Origin of the sequence: Janthinobacterium sp. UMAB-60 (assembly GCF_900095235.1) — a bacterium.
GTDB lineage: Bacteria > Pseudomonadota > Gammaproteobacteria > Burkholderiales > Burkholderiaceae_D > Janthinobacterium.
In genome coordinates this window covers 1-3,212 of the sequence record NZ_LT607491.1, presented here as the reverse complement: position 1 = coordinate 3,212, position 3,212 = coordinate 1, and the positions used below count along the sequence as shown (strand labels likewise).

Here is a 3,212-nt window from a genome sequence, read left to right as displayed (position 1 = left end):
CACGGCCGCGTCGCGCGGCGCCACCGATGACATTCCTGCCAGTGAATGGTCGGCGGCGGCGCGCCTGGCAGCTGATGGTGCCTCCGGCCAGCGCGGTACCGTGACGGTGACGGCACCCGGCTATTCCACCTGGTCGGATGCCTCGGCCGTGTATGAGTTGGGCCATGCCGGCTATGGCGCGCCGATCAACCGCGACGTGGTGACCTTGTACGACGCCACGCATGCGGTGACGAAGTTCTTTGTCGATGGCGCCTGGGTGGTGCTGGGCACGGTGTTGAATGGCAATCTGCTGGTCGACGGAACGGTCGCGGCCAAAGCGTTATCGGTGGATAAGCTGTCCTCCATCACTGCCGATATCGGAAAAGTTACTGCCGGCGACCTGTACGGCACGACGTTACATGGCGGAACCGGGTATCCAACCAATGCCTACAGCTGGCCCAGTAACGGTGGTACTGGCTTTCATTTGAGCGCTCAAGGGCTACTTATTGGCAATATAGATGTGCCAGGTGGTTTTTTCCAGCTGTCGAGTACGGGCTATTTTGAGATGCCAGGACTGACGGTGAACAAGGGGAAGGCCAGCTTTACGGGCGACGTCGTTTCTGGCACAGCCCCAGGCTTCCGCATTGAGATGGGGCCTGATGATCCTGTATATGCCATGTGGGCCGGATCGGGCGCCAAAACCGATACGAACGCAATTTTTTACCTGAAGAAATCGGGCGCGGGCTATTTTGGCGGCGCTCTATCCGCTGGTACTTTACGCACCGCTGTTACCAATCCTACGTTTGGGACGTCCGAGAGCGTCATCACTGGACCATTTGGCAGCAATGGAGGTGCGATCACGGTGGTGGGAAGTATTGATATGTACTCTCAGGAGACTTCCTACAACTACAACTTCAGCGCGGGTGCAGGCACTGCCGGATGTACGTTTACCTTGTTCCGAAAACTTGGCAGTAACGGTACTGAAACCGCTGTCCACACATTCTATCTTGCCGGGAGCATAGCCTACGATAATTACACTTCCGTCGATGACCTGTCGAGCGGCACCATTTCTCTGAATGGCTCTTTCACCTTTGTAGACCCTGTGCAAAGCACGCTGCCACGCACCTATCGGCTTGCAACGGCGATTACATACCAAGAATTTACACACAAGAAGAAAATTGGAGCGCCTCCGGTCCTCGACATCGGTGGCAGTTACGGTCAGCGCCTCACCATCATCACCACGGAATAACATGGCGAACCTACGCATCATCTACGACAACGCCGCCGACCGGGCAGTGCTGACGGCATCGAGCCAGGCCGGCGCGTTGGGCCCGGGCAACCTGCAGCGCGAACGCAAGTCAGCGGTGCTGCGTGCTACCGGCACCGCGCAAACGATCACCGCCACATGGCCCACACAAGAGTCCATTGCCTGCGTGGCGCTGATCTTCACCAACATGACCAGCAGCGCGCGCATGCGTGTGCGCGGCTATGCCCAGCCGGGCGACGCCGTGCCTGTGCTCGACACAGGCAGCATCTTCCCGTGCCCCTCCGCGGTGCATGGATCCTATCCCTGGGGCATGCTACCGCTGGGCTGGAACGCCTACAAATGGGGGGGCGTGAGTACCTGGGCGCGCGGCGGCGGCGCCGACGGCGTGGCCTGGTTCGCACCAGTGCGTGTGCGCCACTTGGTGATCGAAGTATCGGCCCCGCAAAGCCCGGAAGGCTACCTGGAAATATCCCGCCTGGTGGTGGGCAATTACTGGTCGCCGGAACACAACGCCGAGTACGGTGCCCAGTTGCTGCCACAGGACAGCACCGAGAATTACCGAACAGGCGCAGGCGAACTGAAAAGTGCGGTCGGCACTATGCACGACGGCATTAGCATCAACCTGGCGCACCTGACGCCCACCGACCGCGCGCGCTTCATGCGCATCCTGCGCGAGAACGGCAAGGACCGGGCCATGTTTTTCAGTCTGTTTCCGGAAAACCCGGATCCACTGCTGGAGCAGGACCACATGCTGTATGGCAAGGCCAGCAATATCGATGCGGTGGCCACGCCGTATTTTGAAACGTATTCCGCAGCACTACAAATCGAGGGGATTTAAATGGCAGATGTATTTCAGGACGGCATGCCGAACGTAAACGAGGAACTCAACAAAATGCAGCGCGCGTTTGCGGTCGGGCCGTATAACGCACTGCCGCTGATGGGTGGTGTTTTGTCTGGGCCGTTGGTCAGCTCGGCGTATTTTTGGAGCACCACGTTCGTAGCTGGCCAGTTACTGCAAATTGGCGTGCCAAATCCGACGCAACGAAACTACAGCGTCATTCAGAATCCCGCTCAGGTGCAGGGTAATGCAAATCTGGAGATATCAGCGTCGGCATTGTTTTTTGTGTCGTCCGGAGCGATGAATAACGCAATCGGCACGGCCCTTTCTGTGGGTTACAACACTCAAACGGGTCGCAGCATTATCGCCACAGGAACCATCAACGGCGGCGGCGCTGACTATGCCGAGTACCTGATTAAATCGCTGCGCTGCGGCACCATCGCCCCAGGCCAGATCGTCGGCATCGATGCAGACGGCAAGCTCACCGATAAATGGAATCACGCCATCGCGTTTATGGCCAAGTCAACCAATCCCTGCATGGTCGGCGGCGACTCGTGGGCGCAGGACTTGGGCGAGCGCCCAGCTGCCCCGCAACGCGGAGAGGATGATACGGATGACGCCTGGGCTGTTAAAGATGCCGGCCATGCTGCCGCACTGAACACCTTCGACGCCGAGCTGGAGCAGCTGCGCCAGACGGTCGATCGCATCGCCTTCGCTGGCCAGGTGCCTGTCAATGTCCTTGACGCCACGCCCGGCCAATACATTGTGCCGGTCAGGGATGGTGAAGGCATTGCTGGCATGGCCATGGACGAAGACGACATGACGCTCCAGCAATACATGCGTGCCATCGGCAAGGTGATCGCCATTGAGGAGGACGGCCGCGCCCGCATCATCGTCAAGGTTGCATAACTACTCCCGCTCCACCACAAACCCGCTTCGGCGGGTTTTTTCATTTCCATCATCAGAAAAATACTGTCTCACCTTTCCCTAGAAATGAGACAGCCATGCTCGTAATGTCAGCACTAGCCGCTGCTCTAGAGCAATCCACCCACATACCCAACCCGAAAGGCCAATATGGCTGAACCTGCAAGCAGCACCGTCGGCATCGCCATCGCCGCCGGCACCATC

General features: G+C 58.7%; 2 protein-coding genes and 1 pseudogene. All 3 read left to right on the top strand.

What is annotated here, in order from left to right:
• Positions 1 to 1,228: pseudogene (locus K0F86_RS16190) on the top strand (hypothetical protein); the annotation flags it as partial.
• 1 nt (position 1,229) lies between these two features.
• Positions 1,230 to 2,084 carry a hypothetical protein gene (locus tag K0F86_RS16185; protein ID WP_219135368.1) on the top strand — a complete coding sequence of 285 codons (855 nt, stop codon included), beginning with the start codon at positions 1,230 to 1,232 and terminating at the stop codon, positions 2,082 to 2,084.
• Positions 2,085 to 2,993 (top strand): hypothetical protein, encoded by a 909-nt coding sequence (locus K0F86_RS16180; protein WP_219135367.1) that lies wholly within the window; start codon positions 2,085 to 2,087, stop codon positions 2,991 to 2,993. It abuts the gene before it with no gap.
• Positions 2,994 to 3,212 lie beyond the last annotated feature (219 nt).

Excerpts from the sequence above, each read along its gene's own strand:
- K0F86_RS16180 (WP_219135367.1), top strand. The coding sequence starts at position 2,085 with ATGGCAGATGTATTTCAGGACGGCATGCCGAACGTAAACGAGGAACTC.
- K0F86_RS16185 (WP_219135368.1), top strand. The coding sequence starts at position 1,230 with ATGGCGAACCTACGCATCATCTACGACAACGCCGCCGACCGGGCAGTG.